This is a genomic window from Desertihabitans aurantiacus (genome assembly GCF_003344635.1).
Classification (GTDB): domain Bacteria; phylum Actinomycetota; class Actinomycetes; order Propionibacteriales; family Propionibacteriaceae; genus Desertihabitans; species Desertihabitans aurantiacus.
Window position 1 is genome coordinate 1 of the sequence record NZ_QPKK01000403.1, and the last position, 2,299, is coordinate 2,299.

Sequence of the window (2,299 nt, forward strand, 5' to 3'; positions counted from 1 at the left end):
AAGGCGGCGTCGGCCCCGAGCCCCGCCCCGACCACCACGGCCGGACGCCCGTCGCCGCGCACCCCGCGCCCTGCCGCCCACGCGGCCAGCGCCGGGTCCGGGGCGGTGTGGTCCCAGGGTGTCGTCACCTCGCCCCGGGCGGCCGCCGCGTACAGGTCCTCGAACCAGGCGGTGGGCTCGCCGCTGGCCAGCCGCTCGGTGGCGAGCCGGTCGGCCGCCTGCTGCCACCTCTCCGTGGTCACGACGGCCAGTCTGCCCAGCCCGCGCCACAATGGGCCAGTGCCCGACGACCCCGGAACCGACGACCGCCTCGACCCCGCGGTGGGCGAGCTGCTGCGCCGCAACGCCGACGGCCTGGTGCCCGCGGTGGTGCAGGAGGCCACCAGCGGCCGGGTGCTGATGCTGGCCTGGATGGACGAGGAGGCGCTGCACCGCACCCTCACCACGCGCCGCGGCACCTACTGGTCGCGCAGCCGTCAGGAGTACTGGGTCAAGGGCGAGACCAGCGGCCACGTCCAGCACGTCCGCACCGTCGAGCTCGACTGCGACGGCGACACCCTGCTGGTGCGGGTGGACCAGACCGGCCCGGCCTGCCACACCGGCGCCGCCTCCTGCTTCGACGTGCACCCGCTGCTCGCCGAGCCGCGCTGAGCCGTCGGGGGCGTCGGCACCGGTCGCCGGCCGCGGGCGTCCCCTACGCTGGGGCGGCAGATCCGGGCCAGGCGGGCCCGGCGAGGAGGAAGGCAGGCACGGGGTGCAGATCGAGCCCAGCGTCGAACGGTTCCGCGAGCTCGCCCGCGACACCCGGGTGATCAGCGTCTGGACCCGGCTGGTGGCCGACGCCGAGACCCCGGTCGGGCTGTACGCCAAGCTCGTCGGCACCGACGGGGTCTCCGGCGGTCCCGGCAGCTACCTGCTGGAGTCGGTCGGGCAGGGCGTGCGCTCGCGCTGGTCCTTCGTCGGGGTCTCCTCGGCCGCCACCCTCACCGAACGCGACGGGAAGGCCGTCTGGGCCGGGCACACCCCGGTCGGGCTGCCCAGCGGCGGCGACCCGCTGCAGACCCTCGGGGAGACGCTGAGCCAGCTGCAGGGCGTGCGCCAGGAAGGGCTGCCGCCGCTGCACTCGGGGATGGTCGGCTACATCGGCTACGACGCGGTCCGCCGGATCGAGACGCTGCCCGACAGCAACCCCGACGACCTCGGGCTGCCCGAGCTGCAGATGATGCTCATCACCGACCTGGCGGCGCTGGACCACCAGACCGGCGAGGTGTGGCTGATCGCCAACGCCCTCAACTTCGACGACACCGACGAGCGGGTGGACGAGGCGCGTGCCGACGCCGTCCACCGGATCGAGGCGATGGCCGAGCGGCTGGCCCGTCCCACGCCCGCCCTGGTGGCCGAGGCGGGGGAGGAGTCCGCGCTGCGGGTGCGTGACCAGCGGACCACCGCCGAGTACGCCGCCGCCGTCGAGGCCGCGGTCGAGGAGATCAAGGCCGGTGAGGCCTTCCAGGTGGTGGTCAGCCAGCGCTTCGACGTCACCACCGAGGTGGACGCCTTCGACGTCTACCGGGCGCTGCGGCTGAGCAACCCCAGCCCCTACCTCTACCTGGTGCGCTGCGACGGCTTCGACGTCATCGGCTCCAGCCCGGAGGCGCTGGTCACCGTCACCGACCGGCGCGCCACCACCCACCCGATCGCCGGCTCCCGTCCCCGCGGCCGGGACGCGGCCGAGGACCAGGCGCTGGAGGGCGAGCTGCTCGCCGACCCCAAGGAGCGCGCGGAGCACCTGATGCTGGTCGACCTCGCCCGCAACGACCTGGGACGGGTCTGCGAGCCCGGCACCGTGGCGGTGGGGGAGTTCATGCAGGTCCGCCGCTACAGCCACATCATGCACCTGGAGTCGTCGGTGGTCGGCCGCCTGCGCCCCGACCGCACCGCGCTCGACGCGGTGCTGGCCTGCTTCCCCGCCGGCACCCTCTCCGGGGCGCCGAAGGTGCGGGCGATGGAGATCATCGACGAGCTCGAGGTCTCCCGCCGCGGGCTCTACGGCGGGGTGGTGGGTTACCTCGACCTCGCCGGGGACGCCGACATGGCCATTGCCATCCGCACCGCCGTGCTGCGCGACGGGGTGGCCCACGTCCAGGCCGGCGGCGGGATCGTGGCCGACTCCCGGGCCGCCACCGAGGACGCCGAGTCGCGCAACAAGGCCGCTGCGGTGCTGCGCGCCATCGCCCGGGCCGAGCAGCTGCGCCCGCTCCGCCCGGCGGGGGACGGCGCGTCGTGACCGCGCCCGGGCGAG

Annotated in this window: 2 protein-coding genes and 1 pseudogene; 2 read left to right on the forward strand and 1 reads right to left on the reverse strand. The window is 75.3% G+C overall.

The features are described from left to right. Positions 1 to 242 (reverse strand): annotated as a pseudogene (locus DVA66_RS19530) (class I SAM-dependent methyltransferase); the annotation flags it as partial. 37 nt (positions 243 to 279) lie between these two features. Between DVA66_RS19530 and hisI the strand changes: the two are divergent. Together hisI and DVA66_RS19540 are read left to right on the forward strand one after the other, a co-directional pair. Further along, positions 280 to 651: a phosphoribosyl-AMP cyclohydrolase gene (hisI, locus tag DVA66_RS19535; protein WP_114561482.1), complete on the forward strand. Its 372-nt coding sequence runs from the start codon at positions 280 to 282 to the stop codon at positions 649 to 651. Positions 652 to 754: 103 nt separating this feature from the next. Then, on the forward strand, positions 755 to 2,284 hold the full coding sequence (locus DVA66_RS19540) for an anthranilate synthase component I (protein ID WP_114561483.1): 1,530 nt from the start codon (positions 755 to 757) through the stop codon (positions 2,282 to 2,284). The last annotated feature ends 15 nt before the right edge of the window (positions 2,285 to 2,299 follow it).